23 protein-coding genes and 1 pseudogene are annotated in these 24,337 nt (G+C 72.7%); 16 read left to right on the forward strand and 8 right to left on the reverse strand.

Going from position 1 to position 24,337, the window contains the following annotated elements:
* Nucleotides 1-24 precede the first annotated feature (24 nt).
* Nucleotides 25-1,232 (forward strand): annotated as a pseudogene (locus tag LWP59_RS15340) (GNAT family N-acetyltransferase).
* 51 nt (nt 1,233-1,283) lie between these two features.
* Here the strand turns inward: LWP59_RS15340 and LWP59_RS15345 are convergent.
* Nucleotides 1,284-2,477 (reverse strand): ABC transporter permease, encoded by a 1,194-nt coding sequence (locus LWP59_RS15345; RefSeq protein WP_144641707.1) that lies wholly within the window; start codon nt 2,475-2,477, stop codon nt 1,284-1,286.
* Entirely contained in the window at nt 2,474-3,385 is a 912-nt protein-coding gene (locus tag LWP59_RS15350) for an ABC transporter ATP-binding protein (protein WP_144641706.1), read from the reverse strand. Before LWP59_RS15350 ends, LWP59_RS15345 begins: the two co-directional genes overlap by 4 nt.
* A gap of 186 nt (nt 3,386-3,571) precedes the next feature.
* Here LWP59_RS15350 and LWP59_RS15355 point away from each other — a divergent pair, with 186 nt between their 5' ends.
* Genes LWP59_RS15355 through LWP59_RS15365 form a run of 3 tightly spaced genes read left to right on the forward strand, consistent with a single transcriptional unit; the run spans nt 3,572 to nt 5,305 of the window.
* The gene (locus LWP59_RS15355) at nt 3,572-4,453 is read left to right on the forward strand and encodes an SPFH domain-containing protein (RefSeq protein WP_144641755.1); all 882 of its coding nucleotides are present in this window, start codon (nt 3,572-3,574) and stop codon (nt 4,451-4,453) included.
* A 2-nt stretch (nt 4,454-4,455) separates the two neighbouring features.
* On the forward strand, nt 4,456-4,680 hold the full coding sequence (locus LWP59_RS15360; protein WP_144641705.1) for a hypothetical protein: 225 nt from the start codon (nt 4,456-4,458) through the stop codon (nt 4,678-4,680).
* A complete protein-coding gene (locus LWP59_RS15365; protein ID WP_186383354.1) occupies nt 4,667-5,305 on the forward strand; it encodes a GOLPH3/VPS74 family protein in 639 nt (212 codons plus the stop codon). Before LWP59_RS15360 ends, LWP59_RS15365 begins: the two co-directional genes overlap by 14 nt.
* Nucleotides 5,306-5,338: 33 nt before the next feature.
* Here LWP59_RS15365 and LWP59_RS15370 read toward each other — a convergent pair whose 3' ends face one another.
* A complete protein-coding gene (locus LWP59_RS15370; protein ID WP_144641703.1) occupies nt 5,339-6,271 on the reverse strand; it encodes a 5'-3' exonuclease in 933 nt (310 codons plus the stop codon).
* A gap of 28 nt (nt 6,272-6,299) precedes the next feature.
* Here LWP59_RS15370 and LWP59_RS15375 point away from each other — a divergent pair, with 28 nt between their 5' ends.
* The 6 genes from LWP59_RS15375 (at nt 6,300) to LWP59_RS15400 (ending at nt 11,327) form a co-directional block, all read left to right on the forward strand.
* A complete protein-coding gene (locus tag LWP59_RS15375) occupies nt 6,300-6,833 on the forward strand; it encodes a methyltransferase domain-containing protein (RefSeq protein WP_144641702.1) in 534 nt (177 codons plus the stop codon).
* Nucleotides 6,834-6,845: 12 nt separating this feature from the next.
* Entirely contained in the window at nt 6,846-7,988 is a 1,143-nt protein-coding gene (locus tag LWP59_RS15380; protein ID WP_144641701.1) for an NAD(P)/FAD-dependent oxidoreductase, read from the forward strand.
* Between the two features lie 71 nt (nt 7,989-8,059).
* The gene (locus LWP59_RS15385) at nt 8,060-8,326 is read left to right on the forward strand and encodes a (2Fe-2S)-binding protein (RefSeq protein WP_229857443.1); all 267 of its coding nucleotides are present in this window, start codon (nt 8,060-8,062) and stop codon (nt 8,324-8,326) included.
* Nucleotides 8,307-9,674 (forward strand): NAD(P)/FAD-dependent oxidoreductase, encoded by a 1,368-nt coding sequence (locus tag LWP59_RS15390; protein WP_144641699.1) that lies wholly within the window; start codon nt 8,307-8,309, stop codon nt 9,672-9,674. Before LWP59_RS15385 ends, LWP59_RS15390 begins: the two co-directional genes overlap by 20 nt.
* Entirely contained in the window at nt 9,667-10,920 is a 1,254-nt protein-coding gene (locus LWP59_RS15395) for an aconitase X (protein WP_229857444.1), read from the forward strand. Before LWP59_RS15390 ends, LWP59_RS15395 begins: the two co-directional genes overlap by 8 nt.
* Entirely contained in the window at nt 10,908-11,327 is a 420-nt protein-coding gene (locus LWP59_RS15400; protein WP_144645819.1) for an aconitase X swivel domain-containing protein, read from the forward strand. Before LWP59_RS15395 ends, LWP59_RS15400 begins: the two co-directional genes overlap by 13 nt.
* Here LWP59_RS15400 and LWP59_RS15405 read toward each other — a convergent pair.
* Nucleotides 11,317-12,720: an MFS transporter gene (locus LWP59_RS15405; RefSeq protein ID WP_144645821.1), complete on the reverse strand. Its 1,404-nt coding sequence runs from the start codon at nt 12,718-12,720 to the stop codon at nt 11,317-11,319. The two genes, LWP59_RS15400 and LWP59_RS15405, sit on opposite strands and share 11 nt — an antisense overlap.
* A 99-nt stretch (nt 12,721-12,819) precedes the next feature.
* On the opposite strand from LWP59_RS15405, the gene LWP59_RS15410 reads away from it, so the two are divergent.
* The 6 genes from LWP59_RS15410 (at nt 12,820) to LWP59_RS15435 (ending at nt 20,215) form a co-directional block, all read left to right on the forward strand.
* Nucleotides 12,820-13,704: a dihydrodipicolinate synthase family protein gene (locus tag LWP59_RS15410; RefSeq protein WP_144645823.1), complete on the forward strand. Its 885-nt coding sequence runs from the start codon at nt 12,820-12,822 to the stop codon at nt 13,702-13,704.
* A 3-nt stretch (nt 13,705-13,707) separates the two neighbouring features.
* Nucleotides 13,708-14,709, forward strand: a complete 1,002-nt coding sequence (locus LWP59_RS15415; RefSeq protein ID WP_144645825.1) for a proline racemase family protein — start codon at nt 13,708-13,710, stop codon at nt 14,707-14,709.
* A 5-nt stretch (nt 14,710-14,714) separates the two neighbouring features.
* Nucleotides 14,715-15,572 (forward strand): ornithine cyclodeaminase family protein, encoded by an 858-nt coding sequence (locus LWP59_RS15420; RefSeq protein ID WP_144645832.1) that lies wholly within the window; start codon nt 14,715-14,717, stop codon nt 15,570-15,572.
* Between the two features lie 73 nt (nt 15,573-15,645).
* Nucleotides 15,646-16,317, forward strand: coding sequence for a GntR family transcriptional regulator (locus LWP59_RS15425; RefSeq protein ID WP_144645826.1), 672 nt, complete (start codon nt 15,646-15,648; stop codon nt 16,315-16,317).
* Nucleotides 16,318-16,487: 170 nt separating this feature from the next.
* Nucleotides 16,488-18,533, forward strand: a complete 2,046-nt coding sequence (locus LWP59_RS15430; protein ID WP_186383633.1) for a hydantoinase/oxoprolinase family protein — start codon at nt 16,488-16,490, stop codon at nt 18,531-18,533.
* Nucleotides 18,530-20,215 (forward strand): hydantoinase B/oxoprolinase family protein, encoded by a 1,686-nt coding sequence (locus tag LWP59_RS15435; protein WP_144645828.1) that lies wholly within the window; start codon nt 18,530-18,532, stop codon nt 20,213-20,215. The genes LWP59_RS15430 and LWP59_RS15435 overlap by 4 nt, the downstream gene beginning before the upstream one ends.
* Before the next feature lie 19 nt (nt 20,216-20,234).
* On the opposite strand, the gene LWP59_RS15440 is transcribed toward LWP59_RS15435, so the two are convergent.
* From LWP59_RS15440 to LWP59_RS15455, 4 genes are all read right to left on the reverse strand, one after another.
* Nucleotides 20,235-20,795, reverse strand: a complete 561-nt coding sequence (locus LWP59_RS15440) for a GTP-binding protein (protein WP_186383634.1) — start codon at nt 20,793-20,795, stop codon at nt 20,235-20,237.
* Nucleotides 20,796-20,895: 100 nt separating this feature from the next.
* Nucleotides 20,896-21,267: a DUF742 domain-containing protein gene (locus LWP59_RS15445; protein WP_144645830.1), complete on the reverse strand. Its 372-nt coding sequence runs from the start codon at nt 21,265-21,267 to the stop codon at nt 20,896-20,898.
* Between the two features lie 55 nt (nt 21,268-21,322).
* Nucleotides 21,323-21,736, reverse strand: coding sequence for a roadblock/LC7 domain-containing protein (locus tag LWP59_RS15450; protein WP_144645838.1), 414 nt, complete (start codon nt 21,734-21,736; stop codon nt 21,323-21,325).
* A complete protein-coding gene (locus LWP59_RS15455) occupies nt 21,736-24,246 on the reverse strand; it encodes a sensor histidine kinase (protein WP_229857445.1) in 2,511 nt (836 codons plus the stop codon). The genes LWP59_RS15450 and LWP59_RS15455 overlap by 1 nt, the downstream gene beginning before the upstream one ends.
* Nucleotides 24,247-24,337 lie beyond the last annotated feature (91 nt).

Below are 24,337 nucleotides of genomic sequence, written 5' to 3' on the forward strand. Positions count from 1 at the left end.
CGGCCCGGCGGGCAGGATCGACGGGTGACCGCCTTTTCGATCCGCCCGCTCGCCGAAGGTGAGCAACGCGCCGCCTACGACCTGCTCAGCCGTGCGCTGCACTCGTGCCGTTCCACCGAGGAGGTGTGGGCCCGGCGCGGCCCGGCGTTCCCCGCGTCCCGCAAGTTCGGCGCGTTCTCCGGCGGCGCCCTGATCGGGGTGGCGAGCTCGTTCGGGACGGAACTGGCCGTGCCGGGCGGAAAGTCGCTGCCGGCGGCCGCCGTGGACGGGTCGCCGTGCGCGCGGACCACACCCGGCGCGGGGTGCTGACCGCGTTGATGAAGGCGCAGCTGTGCGACTGCGCCGACCGGGGTGAGCCGCTGGCGGCCCTGCACGCGAGCGAGAGCACGATCTACGGCCGGTTCGGGTACGGCGTCGCGGTCAGGGCGAAGTCGCTGCGCGTCCACAAGGGCCGGGCCCGGTTCCGCGCCGACGCGCCGGCGGGCGGGCACGTCCGGCTGCTGGAGCCGGACGAGGCGCACGAGCTGCTGCCTGGTCTGTACCAGCGGATCGCGCCCTACCGCCCGGGCATGATCGACCGCGTCGGGCAGTGGTGGCACTGGGGCCACCCGCGGCTGGTCGAGGAGAACGTCGTCGCCGTGCACACGGGAGCGAACGGGGACGACGGTTTCGTGCTCTACAAGCCACAGGACCGCCGCACCTTCGAGCAGCCCGAAGCCGGAGTGGCGCTGGAGGTGGCCGACCTGCACGCGGCGAACGTCGAAGCGCTCGCGGGCCTGTGGCGGTTCCTGCTGGGCGTGGACCTGGTCGCCGAGGTGCGGGCCCCGAACCGGCCCCTGGACGAGCCGCTCGCCCTGATGCTCACCGACCCCCGTGCCTGCGAAGTCGTCCGGCTGGAGGACAGCACCTGGCTGCGTGTCCTCGACGTGGCGGGCGCACTCGCCGCGCGGACGTACGGGCGGGCCGAGCCGGTGGTCCTGGAGGTCGTGGACCCGCTGCTGGCGGACAACAACGGCCGCTACCGCATCTCGCCCGACGGGGCCGAGCGGACCGGTGCGGCCGCGGGCCTGCGGCTCGGCCCCGAAGCCCTCGCGATGCTGTACCTGGGCGACCGTGGCCCGGGCCCGCTCGCCGCGCTCAACCGGATCGAAGTGCTCGACCCGGCCGCACTGCCGGCGGCGGAAGCCCTGTTCGGGACCACGGTCGCGCCGTTCGGCGGCACGCCCTTCTAGGGCCGGCCGCTTCCCCACCACCACCTTCGACGGACGCGCTCCGCGCGGCGGCTACGCCCGGGTGAGCGCCTCGCGCAGCTTCATCTTGGCGCCCGTGCGGAGCACGGCGTTGCGGTAGATGCGGCCCGCGAGCCACACCAGCGCCGGGATCAGCGCGACGACCAGCAGCACCGAAACGCCCGCCTCCCACGCGGGCACCCCGCCCATCGCCAGCCGCATCGGCATCAGCGTCGGCGCGAACACCGGGATGACCGAGAGGATCTCCACCAGTCCGCTGCCCGGGTCCGAGGGCAGCACCGAGATGCCGACGACGTAGCCCGCGACGACGAACATCAGTGCCGGGGTCACCGCGCCGCCGACGTCCTCCTGCCGCGAGACGAGCGCGCCCAGGCCGGCGAAGACGATCGAGTACATCAGGAACCCGAGCAGGTACCACACGATGAGCCACACCACCGTGCCCGCGGCGGCGGACACCGAGATCGTCAGCACTCCGGTCGCCAGACCCGAGATCAGGCCGACGACCGAGATCGCGAGGATCTGCAGCAGGCCCACCGTCCCGATGCCGAGCACCTTGCCCGACATCAGCTGCCACGGGCGCAGCGTCGCCAGCAGCAGCTCGACCACGCGGCTGGTCTTCTCCTCGACCACGCCCTGCGCGACCGACTGGCCGTTGATCATCAGCGACAGGTAGATCAGCACGCCCGCGATGATGCCGAGCACGAGCTGCTGGCCGTTGTACTCCTTCGGCTTCTCCAGCGGCTGCACGCCGACGGAGGCGGTCGCCACCGCCGCGTCCACCCGCGCGGGATCGCCGCCGAGGGCGGTAATCTGCTGGTTGAGCGCCAGCCGGCTCGCCAGCACGTTGAGCGCGTTGTGCAGGTTCGAGTCCAGGTCCTTCTTCACCACGACCTGTACCTGGGTGCCGTCGCCGACGAGCAGCGCGTCGAGCGAGCCGTCGGACACGGCTTGGCGGCCCTGCGCCTCGTCGGGGACCTGCCGCGTCTCGACGTTCTGCCCGACCGTCTTCGCGCTGACCTGCAGCGGTGCGGCGAGCGAGGCGTTCGGCGCGGTGAACCCGACCGTGGCGTCGGAGCTGCCGCCGCCGATCAGCCGCATGATCACCGTGAACGCGATGAGCACGAGGATCAGCGCCGCGGTGCTGATCAGGTACGCCTTGGAGCGCAGTCGCGTGCTGATCTCGCGGCCCGCGACCAGGCCGATGGCCCCCCAGGTGTTGCCGTTCATCGCTGCTCTCCTTCGGACACGACGCTGCGGAACAGTTCGGTCAGCGACGGGCGCCGCCGGGCGAACTCGTGGACCGGGCCGGTGGCCAGCGCCGCCTTGAGCACCGCCTGGTCGTCGGCGCCGGCACCGAGCTCCAGCTCGGTCCGGCTGCCTTCGTGGCCGAGCACGCGTACCCCGGGTAGCGCACCCGTCCAGTCCGGCGGCGCCTGCGGGACGTCCACGACGAGCCGGACCGCGCCGCCCGCGCGCAGCTCGTCGACCGTGCCGCAGGCGACCATCTGTCCACTCCGGACGATGCCGACCCGGTCGCACAGCCGCTGCACCAGATCGAGCTGGTGGCTGGAGAACACGACGGGCACCCCCTCCCCGGCCTTCTCCCGCAGCACCTCGCTCATCACGTCGACCGCGACCGGGTCGAGCCCGGAGAACGGCTCGTCGAGCACCAGGATCCGCGGGTCGTGCACCAGCGCGGCCGCGAGCTGGACGCGCTGCTGGTTGCCGAGGCTGAGCTTCTGCACCTCGTCGTCGCGGCGGCCGGCGACGCCGAGCCGCTCGGTCCATCGTTCGGCGGCCCGGCGGGCCGCGGGGGCGGCCATGCCGTGCAGCCGGGCGAGGTAGGTCAGCTGCTCGCCGACCTTCATCCTCGGGTACAGCCCCCGCTCCTCGGGCATGTAGCCGATGAGGCGGCGGGTCTCGAGCGTGATCGGCTCGCCGTCCCAGCGGACGGCACCCGCGTCCCCGGCCAGCACCCCCAGCACGATCCGCATGGTCGTGGTCTTGCCCGCCCCGTTGCTGCCGACGAAACCGAACAGCTCGCCCGCGCGGACGTCGAACGTCATCTCGCGCAAGGCGACGGTCTCGCCGTATCTCTTGGAGACTCCGTCGATCTCCAGCCTGCGGTCACTCATCTGGCTGCTCCCCTCAGTGACGGAAAATGTGATATCAATATGCTAGTCCTCGGACGGGGACGCAAGTAGGTTTTCGAGGGGATGAAAATGACCGAGGACGACACGCAGCGAGCGCGAGCCGCCCAGCGCGGCGAGGAGGACCGGCCGGGTGCGGTTGCCCCGCATGACACCGAGGCCATTGTGGACATGCCGGCGCCCCGTACCCGGGAGCGCCGGGCGAAGGCAGTGCCGGGGGTCCTGATGCTCGCCGCCGGCGTGGTGCTGGTGCTCGCCGGCGCCGCGTTGTTCGTGACGGCGGCCGCGGGTGGCAGCGGCTGGCTGGTCGGGCTCGGCGTGCTGGTCGCGATCGCCGGGTTCGTGGTGCTGCGCGGGCTGACCGCGGTGGCGCCCGGCGAGGCACGGGTCGTGCAGGTGCTGGGGCGCTACACCGGGACTGTGCGGGCGGACGGGCTGCAGTGGGTCAACCCGATCGCCGCGCGGCGCCGGGTGTCCACCCGGATCCGCAACCACGAGACCGGCGTGGCGAAGGTGAACGACGCCGACGGCAACCCGATCGAGATGGCGGCGGTCGTCGTGTGGCAGGTGCGCGACACCGCGCAGGCACTGTTCGAAGTGGACGACTTCGTGGAGTTCGTCGCCATCCAGACCGAGACCGCCGTGCGGCACATCGCCAACGCGTACCCGTACGACACCCACGACCAGCACGTGCTCTCCCTGCGGGACAACGCCGACGAGATCACCGAGAAGCTGAGCGAGGAGATCGGCGCGCGGGTCGCGTCCGCGGGGGTGAAGGTGATCGAGTCGCGGATCACGCACCTGGCGTACGCCCCGGAGATCGCGCAGGCGATGCTGCGCCGCCAGCAGGCGGGCGCGATCGTCGCGGCGCGGGAGCGGATCGTCGAGGGCGCGGTCGGCATGGTCGAGATGGCGCTGGACCGCCTCGCCGCGCACGACGTGGTGGACCTGGACGAGGAGCGGAAGGCGGCGATGGTGAGCAATCTGATGGTGGTGCTGGTCGGCGACCGCGACACGCAGCCGGTGGTGAACGCCGGGACGCTCTACTCGTAGCTGTGGCCGAGCGGAAGAAGATCCTGCTGCGGCTCGATCCGGCGGTGCACGACGCGCTCGCGAAGTGGGCGGCCGACGAGCTGCGCAGCACCAACGCGCAGATCGAGTTCCTGCTGCGCAAGGCCCTGTCCGACGCGGGGCGGCTACCGCGTGACGTCGGACGGATCCGGCCGCGGGGGCGGCCGCCGAAGACCGATACGGATGGAGAACCCGATGAACCCGCTTGAGACGTTGCCCGCCAAGATGTTCCTGCTGGCCTTCGACCCGCGGCGCGGGCGCCTCACCGCCCGCAACGAGCTCGGCTACCTGCTGCGCGCGGCCGCGCTCGCCGAGCTGGTCCTCAATGGACAGTTGCGCGACGAGGACGGCAAGGCGGTGGCCGTGGGCCGGGCGCCGGGCGGGGACCCGGTGCTCGACGCGCTCTGGTACGACCTCGAGGGCGGCGGGCCGCGGTCCTGGCGGCGGCTGGTCGAGCGCGAGCGCAAGCAGGCCTTCCACGCGGTGCGGGACCAGCTGGCGGACGCGCGGGTGATCAAGCTCGCGGACGCGCGATTCCTCGGCCTGTTCCCGCACACGCGCGTCGTCCTGCGTGACACCCGGTCCGCGCGGCAGGTCGCGGACCAGGTCGGCCGCGCGATCCGCGGTGGCCAGGCGCAGGGCCAGGTCGAGCGGGACACGGCGGCGCTCGCGGCGCTGGCTGCGGCGGGGCAGCTGAAGACCGTGCTGGGCGCCCGCGACCGGCGGCACTTCAAGGCGCGCCTGGACCGCTTCGCGGAGCCGGTGGCGCCGGTGACGAAGGCCCTGCGCCGGGCCGTGACGGCGCGGCGCGCGGCGATCGCCTCAGGTGGCTGAGGGCGCGAGGCCGCCGTCGGAAGGCCGGTGAGGTCAGCGCTCCAGCGCCGTCAGCAGGCGCTTCACCGAGCCGCCCAGGTTCCAGCGTTCCGCGAGCTCCGCGACGCGGTCCGGGTCCTTCGGCGCGGACGGCACCCGGTCGTCGCCGGAGATCGAGACCGGGGCGTCCACCGCGACCTGGACGACCGTGGGCGCCACCGCCAGGTAGTCCTCGGCGGCGCTGAGCTTCAGCCGCATCTTCAGCGGCAGCTCCCTGCTGCCCGACTTCGCCGCCGCCAGCAGCGCTTCGACGGAGCCGAACTGCGTGATCAGCTTCGCCGCGGTCTTCTCGCCGATGCCGGCCACCCCGGGCAGCCCGTCGGACGGGTCGCCGCGCAGGGCAGCCATCGCCGCGTAGGCCGGGCCCGCGTCCGCCTTCGGCACGCCGTAGCGCTCGGCGATGTCGGAGGGCCCGAGGATCTCCGCCTTCGCCCAGCCCTTGCCCACGTAGATCACCGCCGCGGGCGTGGGGGAGGTGCGCACCAGCTGGAACAGGTCGCGGTCGCCGGTGATGACCTCCACCGGGTCCGCCTTCTCCCGCGCGGTGAGCGCGCCGATGACGTCGTCGGCCTCGTAGCCCTTCGCCTCCGCCGTCGCCAGCCCCACCGCGTCGAGCAGGTCGAGGATGATCGGCACCTGCGGGGTGAGCGTGTCCGGCACCTCCTCGGCGTTCGCCTCCGCGTCGGCGACCCGGTGCGCCTTGTAGCTCGGCAGCAGCTCGACCCGGAACTGCGGCCGCCAGTCCGCGTCCAGGCAGGCGACCAGCCGCGTCGGGCGCCGGTCGGTGAGGATGCGCGCGACCGTGTCGGCGAACCCGCGCACGGCGTTGACCGGCGTGCCGTCCGGCGCCGTCATCGAATCCGGCAGCGCGTAGAACGAGCGGAAGTACAGGCTCGCGGAGTCCAGCAGGGCTAACGTCACGGGCACAGCCTGCCAGAACAGGAGAGGGGATGGCATGGCGCTGGTCGAGAACCCGCTGTTCGCGTGGTGGTTCGCCCGCTGCGGGGGCCGCAACGAGGCCCGCGGCAACGCCCGGCTGCGCGCCGAGCTGCTCACCGGCGCCGCCGGCCGGGTGCTGGAGGTCGGCGTGGCCGACGCGCTGCCCGTGGCCGACGGCTCCCAGGACGTCGTCGTGGTGACGGGCCTGCTGTGCTCGGTCGCCGACCCCGTGTCCGCGCTGGGCGAGTTCCGCCGCGTCCTCAAGCCCGGCGGCGAGCTGCGCTTCTACGAGCACGAGCACGAGCACGAGCACGAGCACGAGCACGTGCGCGCGCCCGGCCCGGTGCGGGCGCGGTTTCAGGACCTCGCCGACCACGTGTGGCCGCGGCTGATGGGCGGCTGCCTCGTCAACCGCGAGACGCTGGGCGCCGTGCACGCGGCCGGGTTCGGGGTCGAGCGGGTCCGCGAGCTGGTCTTCCCGCCCCGCGCCCGGTTCTCGGTGGTGGGCACCCGGATCCTCGGCATCGCCCGAACACCTAGTGCAATGTGACATACTACTGGCATGGATGTGGTGGTCGTCGGCGCCGGGATGGTCGGCGCGGCCTGCGCGTACTTCTGCGCCGAAGCCGGACTGGCCGTGACGGTCGTGGACCGGGGTGCCGTCGCGAGCGGCACCACCAGCGGCGGTGAGGGCAACATCCTCGTCTCGGACAAGGAGCCCGGCGCGGAGCTGGACCTGGCGCTGCTGTCGGTGCGGTTGTGGACCGAGCTCGGCGAGCGGTTCGGCGCGGAAAGCCTGGAGCTGCAGCACAAGGGCGGCGTCGTGGTCGCGCAGACCCCGGCGGCCGCGGCGGGGCTGGCGAAGCTCGCCGCCGAACAGCGGGAGAGCGGCATCGACGCGCTCGACGTCTCCGCCGCCGAGCTGGCCGAGCTGGAGCCCAACCTGACCCGCGAGGTCTGCGCGGGGGCGTACTACGCGCAGGACATGCAGGTGCAGCCGATGCTCGCCGCCGCGGAACTGCTGCGCCAGGCCCGCCGCCGGGGCGCCACCGTCCACACCGGAACGGAGGTCCTCGGCTTCCGCCGCGACCGCGACGGCAGGATCGCCGGGGTCAGCACCAGCGCGGGCGACCTCCCGGCGCGCTGGGTGGTCAACGCCGCCGGCACCTGGGGTGGCGAGCTCTCCGCGCTCGCGGGCGGACCGGTGCCGGTCCTGCCGCGGCGCGGGTTCGTGCTGGTCACCGAGCCGCTGCCGGTCGTGGTGCGGCACAAGGTCTACACCGCGGACTACGTGGCGAACGTGGCCAGCGGCGACGAGGGGCTCGAGACGTCCGTGGTCGTCGAGGGCACGCGGGCGGGCACGGTGCTGATCGGCGCGAGCCGGGAGCGCGTCGGCTTCGACCGCACGTTCTCGCTGCCCGTGGTGCGGAAGCTGGCCGCGCAGGCGATCGGCGTCTTCCCGTTCCTGGCCGACGTCGCGCTGTTGCGCGGCTACCTCGGGTTCCGGCCGTACTGCCCCGATCACCTTCCGGTGCTCGGCGAGGACCCGCGGGTGCCCGGCCTGGTGCACGCCTGCGGGCACGAGGGCGCCGGGATCGGGCTGGCCGCCGGCACCGGGCACCTCGTCGCGCAGGCCGTCTCCGGCACGCCGCCGGATCTCGACCTGGCCCCGTTCCGGCCGGACCGTTTTTCGGAGGCGCCATGAAGGCCGGCAGCGAAGCATCTCCGCATGCGAGCCGACCGGGTGCGGGTGTCCCGCAAGTCACAGGAGGTCGCGTGAGGTTTTCCTTCGACGGCAAGGAGATCGAGGCCGAACCCGGGCAGAGCGTCGGGGCGGCGCTGATCGCGGCCGGGTACCGCTCCTGGCGCACGACACGCCACGGCGGCGCCCCGCGCGGGGTGTTCTGCGGGATCGGGGTGTGCTTCGACTGCCTCGTCACCGTCAACGGGCGGCCCAGCCAGCGGGCGTGTCTCACCGAAGCCCGTCCTGGCGACCGGATCGAGCCGCAGGAAGGAGCCGGGCGTGACGACCTCGCGTGCTGACCACGACATCGCGGTGATCGGCGCGGGTCCCGCCGGGCTGGCCGCGGCGGCCGCCGCCTCCGGCGCCGGGGCGCGCGTCGTCCTGATCGACGGGAGCGCGCGTGTCGGTGGCCAGTACTGGCGCCACCGTGACGGCGACAGCGGCCGGGGACACCACCACTGGCCGGTGCTCGAACGCCTGCGGGCGGCGGCGCCGGAGTTCCTGGGCGGGCGGCAGGTGTGGCACGCCGAGCGCGACGGCGACGGGTTCACCGTGCACACCGACCGCGGCGAGGTCCGCTCCCGGGCGCTGATCGTCGCGACCGGCGCGTACGACCGGCAGTTGCCGTTCCCCGGCTGGACCCTGCCGGGCGTGTTCACCGCCGGCGGCGCCCAGGCGCTGCTCAAGGGCCACGGCGTGACCGCCGGGCGGCGCGTCGTCGTCGCCGGGACCGGGCCGTTCCTGCTGCCGGTCGCCGCCGGGCTCGCCGAGGCGGGGGCGCGGGTCGTGGGCGTGTTCGAGGCGGGCTCGCCCATCGGCTTCGCCCGCCGTCCCGGCGCCCTGCTGGGCAATCCCGGCAAGCTCGCCGAGGGCGCGGGCTACCTGCGAACCCTGGCCCGGCACCGGATTCCGTATCGCACGCGGACCACCGTCACCGCCGCGCACGGCACCGACGGCGTCCGGTCCGCCACGGTCTCCTCGCTCGACGCGGACTGGCGCATCGTGCGCCGTCACGAGGTCGGCTGCGACGCGATCGCGGTCGGCTACGGGTTCACGCCGCAGCTGGAGATCCCGCTGCAGCTGGGCTGTGCCACCAGGCTCGACCTCGACGGCAGCCTCGTCGCGCGGGTGGACGACCAGCAGCGCGCCACCGTGCCCGGGGTCTACCTCGCGGGCGAGGTGTGCGGGGTCGGCGGCGCACCACTGGCCCTTGTGGAGGGTGAGCTGGCCGGGCTGCACGCGGCCTTGACGACGAGAGGGGCGGAGCCGGACAACGCGCGGGTCGCCACCCTGCTGCGCCGTCGGCGGGCGAACCGGGCGTTCGCGGCGGCGTTGCACGAAGCCCATCCGGTGCGCCCGGGCTGGCTGAGCTGGCTCGACGGGCAGACCCAGCTGTGCCGGTGCGAGGAGGTGACCGTCGACCGGGTCCGCGAGTCCATTGTGGATCTCGGTGCGACGGACGCGCGCGCGGTGAAGCTGCTCGCCCGGCCCGGGATGGGACTGTGCCAGGGCCGCGTCTGCGGTTACGCCACGTCCTGCTTCGTCGCCGACGCCTGTGGACGGCCGGTCAGCGAGACGGACCTGCGCGGCCTGGCCGCCCGGCCGGTCGCGCAGCCCGTCACGCTGGGGCGGCTCGCCGGTGGGTGACGTCCTCGAACTGTCCGAAGAGGACAAGTCGATGCTCGCGGGCGAGGCCGGTCCCGCGGCGCAGCTGTGCCTGCGGATGATCGTCGCGCTGGCCAGGGTGCGCGGCGCGCGGCGGCTGCTGGACGTCGAGTCCGCACACGTCGACGGTTGCCTGTACCACGGCAGGGCCGGGCTGGACTTCGCCGAACGGCTCGTCGGGCTGGGCGGGCGGGTCGCGGTGCCGACGACGTCGAACGTGGGCTCGCTCGACCTGCGGCATCCCGGCGTCGTGCGCGCCGACCCCGAGACGACCGCCGGTGCCCGCCGGCTGATGAGCGCCTACACCGCGCTGGGCTGCTCGCCCACCTGGACCTGCGCGCCGTACCAGCTGACGCATCGTCCGGCGTTCGGCACGCACGTCGCATGGGCGGAGTCGAACGCGATCGTCTTCGTGAACTCGGTGCTGGGCGCGCGCACGGACCGCTACGGTGACTTCCTCGACATCGGCGCGGCCATCACCGGCCGCGTCCCCGACGGCGGCCTGCACCAGGACGCCAACCGCCGGGCGACGATCCGGCTCGACTGCGCACGCCTGCCGCCCGCACTCCTGGCCGAAGACGCGGCGTGGGGCGTCCTCGGTCATCTCGCCGGACGGGCGGCCGGCAGCGGCGTGCCGGTGCTCACCGGGGTCGGCGACGCGGTGACGGAGGACCAGCTGAAGGCGTTCGGCGCGGCGGCCGCGTCCGGCGGGGGAGTGGGCCTGTTCCACGTCGTGGGAGTGACCCCGGAGGCGCCCACCCTCGCCGCGGTCGCCGCCGAGGACATCGAGACCGTGCGCGTCGAGGACCTGCGGCCGATGCGCGACGAGCTGAGCACCGCGCGCGGGCCCGGCCTGGACGCGCTGTGCCTTGGTACGCCGCACTTCTCGCTCACCGAGTTCGAGCGGCTGGCGGCGCTGGCGGACGGCGAGCCGTTCCGCATCCCGGTGTACGTGACCACCAGCCGCGCGGTGCTGGCCGAGGCCGGACGGCTCGGGTTCGCCGCGCCGGTGCGCGCGGCGGGTGCGCGGATCGTGGTCGACACCTGCACCTACATCACGCCGATCCTCGACCCCGTGCTGCGCACCGTGATGACCACCTCCGGCAAGTGGGCCTGGTACGCGCCCGGCAACATCGGCGTCGAGACGGTGCTCGGCTCGCTCGCCGAATGCGTCGCCTCGGCCCGTGCCGGGACCGTCGTACGGGACGGGGCGCTGTGGTCGAGCTGAGCGGCCGGACGGTGTTCGCGGGCGAGGCGACGGCGGACCTGCTGGTCCTGGACGCGCCGCTGTCGTTCTGGGGCGGCACGGACTCCGGCGGCACCATCGTGGACGGGCACCACCCGCAACGCGGCGTCAGCCTGACCGGGCGGGTCGTCGCGCTGCCGTCGGCGCGGGGGTCGAGCTCGTCGTCCTCCGTGCTGGCCGAACAGATCCGGGCGGGCACCGGCCCGGCCGCACTCGTGCTGACCGAACCCGACGCGATCCTGATGCTGGGCGCCTGGGTCGCCGCCGAGCTCTACGGGCTGCGGCTGCCGATCGTGGTCCTCACCGCGGCGGAGCACCGGCTGCTCTGCGCCCGCTCCGGCCCGGTCACCGTGCTGGCCGGGCCGGAGCGGGCCACGATCACGGCTTGACGGTCTCCTGCCCGATGGACTCCAGCGAGCGGCCCGTGGTGCGCTGCCCGAACACCGCGATCACGGCCGCGCCGAGCACGAGCAGGATGAGCAGCATGGTGAACACCCCGCCGAAGCCGACGCCGGAGTAGGAGAAGCCGATGATGATCGGCGCGATGATGCCGCCCACCCGGCCCAGCGCCGAGGCGACGCCGAGCCCCGTCGTGCGGATCATCGTCGGGTAGATCTCCGAGGTGTAGGAGTACTCCAGCGCCGCGTTGCCGTTCATGAAGAACGACAGCACCATGCCCCACACCAGGATCTCCGTGCTGCTGCCGGAGAACGCGAGCCCGAGCGCGCCCAGCGCGCCGCCGCTCAGGTACAGCACGATCGTCCACTTGCGCTCCAGCCGTTCGCTGACGAAGGCCGCGGAGTAGTAGCCGGGGATCTGCGCGAGGTAGATGACGATCGAGAACAGGAAGCTCTTCGAGATGTCGAACCCCTGCTTGACCAGCAGCGACGGGATCCAGATGAAGAAGCCGTAGTAGGTGAAGATGGCGACGAACCAGTAGACCCAGGACGTGATGGTGGTCTTGCACAGGCCCGGTGCCATGAGCGCCCTGAGGTTGTCCAGCACCCGGCCCGACGAGACGTGCACCTCCTCGGCCGCGTCGCTGTGCTGCACCGGCGGAAGCGGTTTCCCGGTGCTCGCCGCGACCCGCGCCTCGATCCCGACGACCACCTCGCCCGCCTCCTGGACGCGGCCGTGGACGTGCAGGAACCGCGGCGACTCCGGCAGCGTGCGCCGCCACCACAGCAGCATCAGGATCGGCACCGACGTGAGCACCTGGACCCAGCGCCAGCCGTGCGGAACGTCGCTGACCACGAAGTAGCCGAGCAGGCTCGCGAACACGTAGCCGAACGCGAAGAAGCCCGCCAGTGAGCCGATGTAGCGGCCGCGGACCCGCGACGGCACGAACTCCGACAGGTACGGCGCGATGATCGCGCTCTCGGCGCCGGTGCCCATCCCCGCGACGACGCGGGCGGCGAACAGGACGGCGAAGTTCGGTGCGACGGCCGCGACGATGCTGGCCGCGCTGTAGAGCACGAGCGCGCTCACCATCACCGCGCGGCGCCCGATCCGGTCGCCCAGGATCCCGGCGGCCAGCGCGCCGAACAGGAACCCGATGAGCAGGCTGCTGCCCAGGATGCCGGTGGCCCCGCTGGACAGGCCCCATTCCTTGGTGACCGACGGCAGGATGAACGCGACGATCGCGCCGTCCATCGCGTCGAAGGTGTAGCCGAGGCCGCCCGCGAAGAGCAGCTTGTAGTGGAAGCGGGAAAGGGGAAGCCGGTCCAGGCGGGCCGCGAGGACCCGGGAGGTGAGGGTGCCGGACGTGGGGGCCTCGGTCATGGTTCCTCCAGGGGGACAAGGTCGGGCCACTGTACAATGTCACATGGCACATGGCACGATGGTTACGGCTGTGTAAGGGCTTCCGCGAGAGGAAACGGCATGACTGCTTGGCACGGGGTTCTGGTGGCGACGGCGTTGCCCCTGACCGAGGCGCTCGAGGTCGACTTCGACCGCTACGGCGAGCACGTCGCCTGGCTCGCGGCCGAAGGCTGCAACGGGGTGACCCCGAACGGCTCGCTGGGCGAGTACCAGACGCTCACGCCCGAGGAGCGCGCCCGCGTCGTCGCCACCGCGCTGGAGGCGGCCCCGGAGGGCTTCACCGTCATGCCCGGCGTCGCCGCGTACGGCGCGGCGGAGGCCCGGCGCTGGGCCGAGCATGCGGCCGAGCTGGGATGCCCGGCAGTGATGTTGTTGCCCCCCAACGCCTACCGGGCCGACGAGCGGGCGGTGATCGCGCACTACCGCGAGGTGGCGAAGGCGGGGCTGCCGATCATCGCCTACAACAACCCGTTCGACACCAAGGTCGACCTCGTGCCCGAGCTGCTCGCTCAGCTGTACGCCGAGGGGCTGATCGTCGGGGTGAAGGAGTTCTCCGGCGACGTCCGCCGCCCGTACCTGATCGCCGAGCAGGCGCCGGGCCTCGACGTCCTGTGCGGCGCCGACGACGTGGCGCTGGAGCTGGCGATGGCGGGCGCGCCGGGCTGGGTCTCCGGCTACCCCAACGCGCTGCCGAAGGCGTGCGTCGAGCTGTGGCGCGCCGCTTCCGCGGGCGAGCTGGACAAGGCCGCGCCGCTCTACCGGCAGCTGCACCCGTTGCTGCGCTGGGACTCCCGCACCGAGTTCGTCCAGGCGATCAAGCTGAGCATGGACCTGGCGGGCCGCTACGGCGGTCCGTGCCGGCACCCGCGCGTGCCGCTGACCCCCGAGCACGAGAAGCTGGTGCGCGAGGCGACGGAAAAGGTGCTGGCGGAAGGACTCGGCTGACCCATGCGTGCCAAGCGGTTGTTCCACGCGGTCGACTCGCACACCGAGGGGATGCCCACGCGTGTCGTCACCGGCGGCGTCGGGGTGATCCCGGGTGCGACGATGTCCGACCGGCGGCGGCACTTCGTCGAGCACCTCGACCACCTGCGGCAGCTGCTGATGAACGAACCGCGCGGGCACTCGGCGATGAGCGGTGCGATCCTGCAGCCGCCCACCCGGCCCGACGCCGACTGGGGCGTGCTGTTCATCGAGGTCTCCGGCTGCCTGCCGATGTGCGGGCACGGCACGATCGGCGTGGCGACCGTGCTGGTCGAGACCGGCATGGTCGAGGTCACCGAGCCCGTCACCACGGTCCGGCTGGACACCCCGGCGGGGCTCGTGGTGGCCGAGGTCGCCGTCGAGGACGGGGCGGCGCGCGCGGTCACCATCCGCAACGTGCCGTCGTTCTCGGTGGGCCTGGACCGCAAGGTCGAGGTCCCCGGGCTCGGCCGGGTCCGCTACGACCTGGCGTTCGGTGGCAACTTCTACGCGATCGTCGAGCTGGCGGAGCTGGGCCTGCCGTTCGACCGCGCCGCGAAGCAGCGGCTGCTCGACGCCGGGCTCGCGATCATGGCCGCGATCGACGAGCACGACCTGCCGGTGCACCCGGCGAACCCGGAGATCACCGGCTGCCACCACGTCTACCTCGCCGCGCCCGGTTCCGGCGCGCGGCACTCGCGGCACGCGATGGCCATTCACCCCGGCTGGTTCGACCGCTCGCCGTGCGGCACCGGCACCAGCGCGCGGATGGCGCAGCTGCACGCGCGCGGCGAGCTGCCGCTGCACACCGACTTCCGCAACGAGTCGTTCATCGGCACCGAGTTCGTGGGGCGGCTGGTCGAGGAGACCGAGGTCGCCGGGGTGCCCGCGGTGGTGCCCACGATCACCGGCCGGGCGTGGCTGACCGGCACCGCGCAGTACTTCCTCGATCCCGCCGACCCGTTTCCCGCCGGGTTCCAGCTGTGATCGGGATGCGCGCGGCCGTCGAGGCGCTGGCCGCTGCCCTGCGTGGCGGGCTCGACCCGGACGCGGACCCGCCGCGGTCGGTGGTGCCCGTGCGCCGCGGCCAGCTGCTGCTGATGCCGGCCGAGTGGGGCCGCTACGCCGGGGTCAAGCTCGCGACCGTCGCGCCGGCCAACCCCGGCCGCGGGCTCGCGCGCATCCAGGGGCAGTACCTGCTGCTGGACGCCGAAACCCTGACGCCGCTGGACGTGCTGGACGGTGTCGCGCTGACCTCGGTGCGCACGGCGGCGGTCTCCGCGGTCGCCGTGGACGCGCTCGCCGAGCCCGCCGCCGCGCGGCTCGTGGTGTTCGGCTCGGGGCCGCAGGCCCGCAGCCACGTCGAGGCGTTGCGCGCGGTGCGGCCGGTGTCCGACGTCGTCGTGGTCGGGCGGGACCAGGAGCGGGCCCGCGTGCTGGCGGCGGAGGTCGGGGCACGGGTCGGATCGCCGTCCGACGTGGCGGGCGCGGACCTCGTCGCGTGCTGCACCACCGCGCGCGAACCGCTGTTCGACGGCGCCCTGCTCGCTCCACACGCGACGGTCGTGGCGGTGGGCTCGCACGAGCCGGACGCCCGCGAGGTCGACGCCGAGACCGTGCGCCGCTCGACGGTCGTGGTCGAGTCGCGGGAGACGGCGCTGCGGGAGGCGGGCGACGTCGTTCAGGCGGTGTCGGCGGGGGCGTGCGAGCCGGGCGAGCTGCTCGGCCTGGCCGCTGTGGTGCGCGGCGAGGCGAAGGCCACGCCGGACGCGCCCCGGCTTTTCAAGAGCGTCGGGATGGCATGGGAGGATCTGGTGATCGCCGCGAGGGCGTACGAGGAGGGTTCATGACCTCGAGGACCGCACGGAGCGAGCGCGACCCCGGGAGCGCTGCGAGGAGGACCGGTTGGGTGCGGATCCCCGCATGACACAGCAGGAGCACCGGCCCGCGCTGCCCTCCTTCGGAGCGCGGGGCAACCTGCGCGACGAGATCATCCAGACGTTGCGGGCGGCGGTCATCTCCGGCGAGCTGCGGCCCGGGGTGGTGTACTCCGCGCCGAGCCTGGCCACCCAGTTCGGCGTGTCCGCGACCCCGGTCCGCGAGGCGATGCTCGACCTGGCCAAGGAAGGGCTCATCGACACGGTGCGGAACAAGGGGTTCCGGGTCACCGAACTGTCCGAAAAGGACCTCGATGACCTGAGCGAGCTGCGGGCGCTCATCGAGGTGCCGACGGTGCGGCGGATCACCGAGGCCGGGGTGGCGCCCGCGGTGATCGAGGAGCTGCGCCCGCTCGCGGCGGCGATCGAGGACGCCGCGGCCGGCGGCGACCTGATCACGCACGTGGCCGCGGACATGGAGTTCCACCTGAAGCTGCTCGCCCAGGCGGGCAACCCGCACCTCGTGGAGACGGTGCGGTCGTTGCGGGCGCGCTCGCGGATCTACGGCCTGCGCTCCCTGGCCGACCGCGGCGAGCTGGTGACCTCTTCGCACGAGCACGCGGAGCTCGTGGACCTCGTCGCCGCCGGCGACGCCGCGGGCGCGGAGGCGCTGATGGACCGGCACATCCGCCACGTGCGGGGGATCTGGGCGCGCTGACGGCCCGGCCGGCCCCCGGGGCGCCCCGCCCCGCCGCAGCTGACTTGCGAGAACTCCGGCCGCCCGTGCGGGGCGCATAGCGACCGGCCGGTGACAGGTGCGGCGAGCACACCGGCCGCGGCCGCCGGACTTCTAACTTTCCAGGCACGTCTGCTGGATTGGAGTTCGTCATGGCGCGGTACCGCGTGTCGATGGACATCGGGGGCACCTTCACCGATGTCGTCACCTACGACGACGAAGCCGGGGTGTTCGCCGCGAGCAAGGCCTCGACCACCCCGGACGACCTGAGCGAGGGCGTCATGGCCGGCCTCGGCTCGGTCGTCGGGTCGCCGGGGGACATCGGGTTCCTCGTGCACGGCACCACCCAGGGTCTCAACGCCTTCCTCGAGCGCCGGGGCGTCCCGGTGCTGCTGCTCGGCACCGCCGGGGCCGAGGACAGCTACCACATCGCCCGCGGCCCCCGTACCCGGTTGTACGACCTGCACTACCGCAAGCCCGAACCGCTCGTGCCGCGCCGCGACGTGCTGGGCATCGGCGGCCGCATCGCGCCCGACGGGACCGAGCTGACCCCGCTGGACGAGCAGGCCGTGCGGGACGCGGCCAGGAAGGCACGGGAGCGCGGCCACGGCGCGATCGCCATCGCCTTCCTGTTCAGCTACGCCAACCCCGCCCACGAGTTGCGGGCCCGCGAGATCGTGCTGGACGAGCTGGGCGAGGACTTCACCGTCTCGCTGTCCCACGAGGCCGCCAAGGAATGGCGCGAGTACGAGCGCACCTCCTCCGCCGTGGTGGAGAGCTACACCGGCCCCATCGTCCGCCGCTACCTCAGCCACCTCGAAGTGCGCCTGCGCGACGGCGGCCTGCGGGTCCCGCTGCACGTCATGCAGTCCTCCGGCGGCATCCTCACCGCGGACTCGGCCCGTGCCCGGCCGCTGCAGACCCTGCTGTCGGGTCCGGTCGGCGGGGCGATCGCGTGCGCCGAGCTGTCCCGGATCAGCGACCGGCCGAACCTCATCGGCATCGACATGGGCGGCACCTCGTTCGACGTCTCGCTCATCGTCGGCGGCGAACCCGACGTGTCGGCCGAGGCGCAGCTGGAAGGGCTGCCGATGCTGATGAGCGTGGTCAACATCCACACCGTCGGCGCGGGTGGCGGCTCGGTGGCCTGGGTCGAGGCTGGCGGGCTGCGCGTCGGCCCGCGGTCGGCCGGGGCACGGCCGGGGCCGGCCTGCTACGGACGAGGCGGCACCGAGCCGACCGTCACCGACGCCAACCTCGTGCTCGGCCGGATCGACCCGGAGGGCTTCGCGGGTGGGCAGCTGACGCTCGACACCGGGAGCGCGCGGAAGGCGGTGCGCGAGCTGGGCGAGACCTTCGACCTGGACGACGTCGCGATGGCCGAGGGCATCTGCGACGTGGCGAACTCCAAGATGGCGCAGGCGATCCGGACCATCACGGTGTCGCGCGGCATCGAGCCGCGGGACTCGAGCCTGGTCGCGTTCGGCGGTGCGGGCCCGATGCACGCGGTGTTCCTCGCCAGGGAGCTGGGCATCGCGGAGACCGTCGTGCCGCGCTTCCCCGGCGCGTTCTCGGCCTGGGGCATGCTGCAGACCCGGATCCGCAAGGACTTCACCGAGCCGTACTTCTTCCTCGACGAGGACCTCGACGGCGCCGACCTCACCGCCGTGCTGACCCGGCTCGAGGAGCACGGACTGTCCACTTTGGGCGACGAGGGGGTGGCCCAGGAGCACCGGTCGATCGCGCACTCGGTCGACATCCGGTACGCCGCACAGGAGTACACCCTCACCGTGCCGCTCGCCGACGCGGCCGAACCGTCCACACCGGACTTCCTGAAGACGATCGCCGAGCGGTTCGCCGAGATGCACCAGAGCCGCTACGGGCACGCGAACCTGGGCGCGCCCATCGAGTTCGTGACGGTGCGCAGCGCCGCCTTCGGCGACCTCGGCCGCCCCGAGCCGCAGAAGTGGCCGCACGCCGAGTCGCCGGAGTTCCCGCACCAGGTCCAGCAGGTCGTCTTCGGTGGCGCGCCCCGCGATTCGATCGTCGTGCGCCGCGACGACCTGCTCGCCGGGCACGCCTTCGAAGGGCCCGCGGTGATCGTGGAGGACACCGCCACCACCGTCGTCCCGCCCGAGTACTCGGTGTCGGTGGACGAGATCGGCTCGCTGATCATCCGTAGCAAGGAGCAGGCATGACCATCAGTACCGGCGTCGACCCGGTGACCGTGGAGATCATCCGCAACGCACTGAACTCCGCGGCTGACGACATGAACGCGACCCTCATCCGCTCGGCCTACACGCCCATCATCTACGAATGTGGCGACTGCGTGGTCGCGCTGCTCGACGCCGGGCACCAGGTGCTCGGCCAGTCCGCCGGCCTGCCGATCTTCCTCGGCAACCTGGAGACCTGCACCAGGGCCACCGAGGAGCAGTTCGGCCGCGAGGTGTGGCAGCCGGGCGACGTGTGGATCCTCAACGACAGCTACCTCGGCGGCACCCACCTCAACGACGTGACGATCTTCGGCCCGGTCTTCGCCGGCGACACCCTCGTCGGCTTCACCGCGTCCCGCGCGCACTGGATCGACGTCGGCTCCAAGGACCCCGGCGGGTCGATGGACTCGGTGTCGATCTTCCAGGAGGGGCTGCGGCTGGGCCCGCAGAAGCTCGTCTCCGGCGGCACCGACGAGCGCGCGCTGATGGACACGATCGCGCGTAACGTCCGCTTCCCCTATCCCACCAGCGGCGACATGCACGCGATGATCGCCTGCATCACGATGGGGGAGAAGCGGCTGCGGGAGATCGTCGAACGCTTCGGGCTCGAGACCCTGGAGCTGGCGCGCGACGAGATCTTCCGGCAGACCGAGCTGCTCGAGCGCGAGACCATCGCCGCCATCCCGGACGGGGTGTACGCGGCGGAGGGCGTGCTCGACAACGACGGGGTCGACCTCGACACCCCGATCCCGATCCGGCTCAAGGTCACCGTCGCCGGGGACACCATCGACTTCGACGTCACCGAGTCCGCCGACCAGACGGCCGGCCCGGTCAACTGTGGTGTGCCGCAAGCGGTCTCGGCGCTGCGGGTGGGCTACAAGCTGCTGGTGAGCCCGGACCTGCCGGGCAACGGCGGCTCGTTCCGCACGATGACCACGCAGGTGCGCGAGGGCTCGGTGCTCGGCGCGACCGCGCCCGCGGCGTGCCAGTGGTACTTCTCCCACCTGGGTCTGCTCATCGACATGGTCGCGCGGGCGCTGGCCCCGGCGATGCCCGGCCGGGTCGCCGGCGCGAGCCACGGCGACTCGATGATCGTGCTCACCTCGGGCACCGACCCGCGGTTCGGCCGCGAGTTCGTCAGCCTCGAGGCCACCGTCGGCGGCTGGGGCGCGTGGTCGGGCTCCGACGGCGAGAGCGCACTGATCAACAACGTGAACGGCTCGCTCAAGGACCTCCCGATCGAGGTGCTGGAGACGCGGTATCCCTTCCGCATCACCGAATACCGCATCCGCCCCGACTCGGGCGGCGCCGGGCGGTGGCGCGGCGGCAACGGCGTGGTCCGCGAGTACGAGGCGCAGACCGACTGCTCGCTGTCGCTGTGGTTCGAACGCTCGCGCCAGCCCGCGTGGGGCCTGTTCGGCGGCGAGGACGCCGTCGGGCCGGAGGTGGTGATCAACCCCGGGCGGCCCGACGAGCGGCGCCTGCTCAAGGTCAACGGCACGGCGATCCGCAAGGGCGACGTGATCCGCTGCGCGACCGGCGGTGGTGGCGGCTACGGCGACCCGGTGGAGCGCGCCGTCGAAGACGTGCGGGCCGACGTGGCCGACCGCAACATCACCGCGGACCGCGCCCTGAGCCGCTACGGGATCGGCGAAGAGGAGTCCTAGGGGCTCGGCCGGAGGACGCCTACGACAGGCGTGGGACGGCGAGGCCCTTCTGGGTCGCCATCACGTGCTCGATGAGGGTGACCAGCACCTGCTTCGTCGATCCCTTGTCGCGCGCGTCGCACAGCAGCACCGGGGCGCTCTGGTCCAGTTCCAGGGCGTCCCGGACCTCTTCGGTGCCGTAGCGGTAGGAGTCGTCGAAGCAGTTGACGCCGACCACGAACGGCAGCCCGCGCCGCTCGAAGAAGTCGACGGCGGGAAAGCAGCTCTCCAGCCGCCGGGTGTCGGCCAGCACGACCGCGCCCAGCGCGCCGACGGCGAGCTCGTCCCACATGAACCAGAACCGGTCCTGCCCCGGCGTGCCGAACAGGTACAGGATCAGCTCGGGGTTGATCGTGATGCGGCCGAAGTCGAGCGCGACGGTCGTGGTCGTCTTGCGCTCCACGCCGGTCAGGTCGTCGACGCCGGCGGACGCGGCCGTCAGCGCTTCCTCGGTGCGTAGTGGCGGCACCTCGCTGACCGACCCGACCATGGTCGTCTTGCCGACCCCGAACCCGCCCGCGATGAGCAGCTTCAACGTCATCGCGTTGAGGTTGCGCCGGTACTGGGGCACGCCGCCGGGACGGGCGCCGGGGTTCGAGAGCTGTCCTCGAACGGGGGAGTCCACTGTTGTTGCCGCCCTATCAGAGTCTGCGGATGCCATCGAGCACCGCCTGGAGGATGCGTTCGTCGGGGGCCGCGCTCAGCGGGGTCGCGCTGCGGAAGATGATGTGGTTCTGCTCGATCAGGTCCGCGAGCAGCACCTTCACGACCGGCAGCGGCAGCTCGAGGTACGCGGCGACCTCGGCCACCGACAGCGGCTGCTGACACAGGCGCACGACCCTGGCGTACTCCTGCGGCAGGCCGGCCGCCTCCATGATCGAGGTCAGCGCGACCACGAGCGTGAGCAGGTCGAGCCCGATGGTGTCCGTCCGGGTCCGCCCACCGGTGACCGTGTAGGGCCGGACGAGCGGGCCGGCCGCGTCATCGAACCACGCCTCTTCCTCGGCTCTCATGGCACCGCGCATCCCCGTGGTGTTCGCGGCCCGGGGTGCGCAGGAGTCCACTCGCTCACGCGTGGCCCCCGGCGTGCTCGACCCGGGGCGCGGCGCTGAGCACGACGCCGACCCGCTTCACCATCATGTTCATCGCGTAGGCCACCAGGCCCATGTCGGCCTCTTCGCTGGTCAGCAGGGCGAGGCAGGCGCCGTACCCGGCGGCGGTGACGAACAGGAACGCGTGGTCCATCTCCACCACGGTCTGGCGCACCTGGCCGCCGCCGAAGTGGCGGCCGGTGCCCTTGGCCAGGCTCTGGAACGCCGAGGCGACAGCCGAGAGGTGCTCGCCGTCCTCCTCGGTGAGGTTGGTGGACCGGCCGATGAGCAGCCCGTCGGCCGACAGCACGACGGCGCGGTCGGCGCCGTTGACCTGTTGCAGCAGGTCGTCGAGCAACCAGTCCAGCTCGTTCATGCCCGGATTGGTCATCATCGGTGCTCCCCAAAGAAATCGGTGGCGGCTGGGTCCTGAGCGCGGGCGCGCCGTGTCCCCTGCTGGAACGAGGCGAGCCTGCTACGAGCCTGGTCGGGGTCGTCCCTCGGCTCCGTCGTCGTGGTGTCGGTGTAGGGCACCTCGTCCGTGCGCAGCTGCGGCGCCAGGTTCTGCTGGCGTCGCCGCCGGGGCAGCTGCGGGCGGTCCGGCGACAGCGGGCCCTGCGGCTGCGGGGACCGGGTGTCGTGCGGGGCCCGGTTGTCCTGGGGCGGCCGGGTGTCGTACTGCGGACGGTTCTGGTGCGCCGAGCGCGTCTGGTGCTGCGGACGGCTCGGGGGCTGCTCCCGCTGCGGGGGCTGCTGAGGCTGCTGTGGGGGCTGGTCCCGCTGGGGGCGGAACAGGTCCACCCGGGTGCCCGGGTCGGCCGCGGCGAGGGTGCCGTTGTGCCGGGGCGTGTCCTCGGGCGGGGGCACCGGCTGCGGGCGGCGGGTCGGCAGGCTGGGGTGGCTCGGCAGGCTCGGGTGACTCGCCGACGGTCCCTGCTGCGCGGGGACCGGGACGGCCGGGGAGACCGGCTCCGGCTCCTCGGCCAGCGGCACCGGGGTGAGCAGCTCCGAGCGGACCAGCACGATCGCACGGGTGCCGCCGTAGGCCGAGTCCCGCAGGGTGACCGCGATACCGTGCCGCGACGCCAAACGGGCGACCACGAACAGGCCGAGCCGGGGCTCGTGCGACAGCGCCATCACGCTGAAGTCCGGCGGGTCGGCGAGCATCGTGTTCAGCTCGTCGATCTGCTCGGGCTCCATGCCCAGGCCCTGGTCCTCGATCTCCAGCACCACGCCGCGCCCGACCACGTCGCCCCAGACCTCGACCCGCGACTGCGGCGGCGAGAACGAGGTGGCGTTGTCGATCAGCTCGGCGAGCAGGTGGATCAGGTCGGCGACGGCCGGGCCGTTCACCGCGAGCGCGGGCATCTTGCCGACGTTGACCCTGGCGTAGTCCTCGGTCTCGGCGGTCGCGCCGCGGATGAGGTCGGCCAGTGCCACCGGGTTGCGCCACTGGCGGCCGGGCCGCTCGCCACCGAGGATGATCAGGTTCTCGGCGTTGCGGCGGGCGCGGGTGGACAGGTGGTCCAGCTTGAACAGCAGGTCCAGCTGGTCGGGGTCCTCCTGCTTGCGCTCGGCCTCGTCGAGGGCCTTGAGCTGCCGGTGCACCAGCACCTGGCTGCGGTGGGCGATGTTGAGGAACACCTTGGACGTGCCTTCGCGGGTCTTCGCCTCGTCCACCGCGGCCGCGACGGCGGTCTGCTGCGCCTTGTTGAACGCGTCGGCCACCTGGCCGATCTCGTCCTCCCCGTGGTCCAGGAAGGACATCTCGGTCTCGAGGTCGACCTCTTCGCCGTTCCGCACCCGCCCGACCAGGTCCGGCAGCTGCGTGTCGGCGATCTGCAGGGTCTCCTCGCGCAGCCTGCCCAGCCGGCGCACGAGCTTGCTCGAGAGCCGCCACGCGATGATGGTCACCGCGATCGCCAGCAGGATCGCCGCCGCACCGGCCGCGATCGCGGTGTACAGCATCCGGTTACCGGTGTCGATCTCGATGTTGGTGGCGTTGGTGCTCTGCTGGATGTAGAGGTTCATCAGCGCGCCGGCGACCTGCGTCGCGGACGCCTGCCACTGCTGCGGGGTGACGCCGGGCGGCAGGGAGCGGTGGTTGCCGCTCACGATCGACTGCTCGACGCCGGTCACCGTGGCCCAGGCCGGGCTCGCCTTGAGCGCGTTGTACTGCTGCGCGACCGACGGGACCATCTCGGGCACCGCGTTGTCGAAGCCCGCGTGGTAGGCGCCCACCACCTGGATGAAGGCGTTGAACTCGTCGTCGGACAGACCGCCGTGCGCGATCCCGCCCGAGCTGAGCGCCATGCTGCGGGCCATCTGGTCCGCGGCCACGAACAGCGGCATCGCCGTCGCGCGCAGGTATGCGGTCTCGGCGTCCGGCGTTCCCTCCGCGACGCCCAGCAGGCCTTCGGTGTACTCGTCGAGGATCCGGTTGTAGAAGGTGTAGGCGTCCAGCAGCGAGACCTGGTTGGCGTCGACCTTGGCGCGGAACTCCGGCAGCTGCGCGAGGTTCGCCGCGGTGCGGTCGATGCTCGCCTGCACCCGGGCGGGCGCCTCGCTGTAGAGGCCGGACAGGTTCTTCGCCTGGCCCGCGGCGGTCGCGTCCGTCTTCGCGCGGGTCTGCGTCAGCTGCGCCTGCACCGCCCCGTTCGTGCCGAGCTCGGTCAGCGTGAGCTGGCGCTCCTGCTGCACCGAGGCGAAGAACTGCACCGCGATCACCGCGGAGTCGTGCACCTTCGTGATGAACGTGCGCGCCGCGATCGCGCCGTAGAGCAGGTATCCCGCGAGTGCGACGCCGGCCACCAGCAGGGCGATGCTGGGCACGAAGGCGATCGAGAGCACCCTCGTCCGGATCGAGGCACGTCCGTTGCGTGTGCCGAATTTCTTCTTCAAGGCTCCTGAGGGCCTTCCCGCACTCGTTGTAACTGGCCAGGGCCCCCGCACCCAGTTGACATGTGGCGCGCTGCGACCACTCCGGCTCCGC

The organism is Amycolatopsis acidiphila, from assembly GCF_021391495.1.
Lineage (GTDB): Bacteria > Actinomycetota > Actinomycetes > Mycobacteriales > Pseudonocardiaceae > Amycolatopsis_E > Amycolatopsis_E acidiphila.